The sequence below is a fragment of the Treponema primitia ZAS-1 genome, from assembly GCF_000297095.1.
Classification (GTDB): Bacteria; Spirochaetota; Spirochaetia; order Treponematales; family Breznakiellaceae; genus Termitinema; species Termitinema primitia_A.
This window is the reverse complement of sequence record NZ_AEEA01000115.1, coordinates 1-1,611: the sequence shown is the minus strand read 5'-3', so window position 1 is coordinate 1,611 and position 1,611 is coordinate 1. Positions and strand designations below refer to the sequence as shown.

Annotated in this window: 2 protein-coding genes and 1 pseudogene; 1 reads left to right on the top strand and 2 read right to left on the bottom strand. The window is 50.3% G+C overall.

All coding sequences use genetic code 11. The features are described 5' to 3' along the window. Together TPRIMZ1_RS20915 and TPRIMZ1_RS20910 are read right to left on the bottom strand one after the other, a co-directional pair. A pseudogene (locus tag TPRIMZ1_RS20915) lies at positions 1–340 on the bottom strand (hypothetical protein); the annotation flags it as partial. A gap of 4 nt (positions 341–344) precedes the next feature. Next, complete coding sequence (locus tag TPRIMZ1_RS20910; RefSeq protein ID WP_232616848.1) at positions 345–560, bottom strand: hypothetical protein; 216 nt, start codon at positions 558–560, stop codon at positions 345–347. A gap of 674 nt (positions 561–1,234) precedes the next feature. Here TPRIMZ1_RS20910 and TPRIMZ1_RS19275 point away from each other — a divergent pair. Continuing rightward, a partial coding sequence (locus TPRIMZ1_RS19275; RefSeq protein ID WP_010262051.1) for a PD-(D/E)XK nuclease family transposase occupies positions 1,235–1,611 on the top strand: 377 nt, incomplete at its 3' end.

The window sequence follows — 1,611 nt, the reverse complement described above, 5'->3', positions numbered from 1 at the left end:
CCTCTTTTGCCTCGTCCCAATCCCATTCCCCAAATGCCATGTTAACCACCTCCGATCCATGTTCCTCTAAAAACCGCGCCAATATCCGGTTCCGTATACAATACCGCACCGCCTCGGTTACCGCCAGTTCCAGCGGCATAGTCGCCCCATTCTCCCGCACCTTTGCGACAAACTGAGCATACCCCGCCAGATTCTCGCTTCTTTGAAGCAGTTCTCTGTTCTGTCCATAATTAATATTATACACCGTGATGATCAGGTCAAGGGAGATTTTTTCACCCGCCTCCAACCCCATAAAGGCGTCTGAAAGTCGTAATTCCCACTTTTCCGGCGCTTTCTCCAAACCGTTATACAGGACGATAAATTCCGGCTTGGGTATCTTCACCCACGGTAAAAGACAGGTCGTTGATCCGGTCCATGTAGAGAACATCCTCCAGGGTGTTGATAGTTATCGGTATAACCGGATCGTATTCGATACCCTCCAGGGCCGCATACAGTTCCCGGAGTCTGTCCTCGTCATTAAAAAGTTTCGTAAAAACACTGTCCTTGTACTTCGTATTCACACTCAATTGCCTTTCCTCCTCAAAATAGTGGGGACCTATCTGTCCCAATTTACCCCCTGTTAGGGGGCGATGAGGAAAAATGCTTTAGTACGGAAAGAAATATTTAAAAAAAATAAAAAACAGATTTTTACGAACCCAAGGATGTCCCGGTGAAGCAGAACCGGTGTGGCAGGGTGGGTAGATGGACCTGCTTAGCCTTGCCACTGAATTACGCTTTTAGCTATGCGGTAGAAGGCCCTACGGATCTCGAGAATGCACTCACCCTAACGTTATCGGTGGTACCCGGTGAGCTACATTCACACTCCATCAAGCGAAACAAAGGCCCCCTATGGACCCCTTAAGCGGCTCGGGAACGCACTCACAAAAATGTTATCGGGGGTTTGTAAATTGCCGCGAAGCGGCTTCCGTGGGAAAGATATGGGGAGGACCCCGAAGGGGAGGGTCCCCATATCTTTCCCAGCCGACAGGCCCCCATACATAGTTTTAGTGCGTTCCTGGTAACCTAATCGGGGTCCATAGGGGGGGCTAAACTTGACCCCAAAAAAATCACCCTATACGAATTTTAAAAAAATCGATCCTCAAGGTAAAGCACTTTTCAGCATGACTCCCTTATATACGCAGCGGGCCAAAGAGTCGCGCCTAAAACCTGGGCTTAGGCCCACAAAGGAGCTGTTATGAAATTATCGTTCCTGGTCCCCTTTTTCTGGGGAGAACTGCGCCGTACAGCCAGAGAAAACGCAGAAAAAGGCGTTCCCCTGGACATCCTCTCAGATTTTGTCTTTAAAAGCCTCTTTTCCGACGACAACGAGGACTCCCGTGACGCCTTGCGCCACCTCCTCTCCGCCTGTATCGGCCGCCCCGTCGCCTCCCTGGCTATTCAGAATAACGAACTCCTCCCGGAGTACCTTACGGGTAAAACGGTCCACCTGGACATACACCTCTATTTTAACGACGGCGAACAGGCGGATTTGGAAATGCAAGTCCAACGCACCGACGACGACATTAAAGTCCGGGCTATCGTTTTAGGCGCCCGTATGCTTTCCGGACAGGC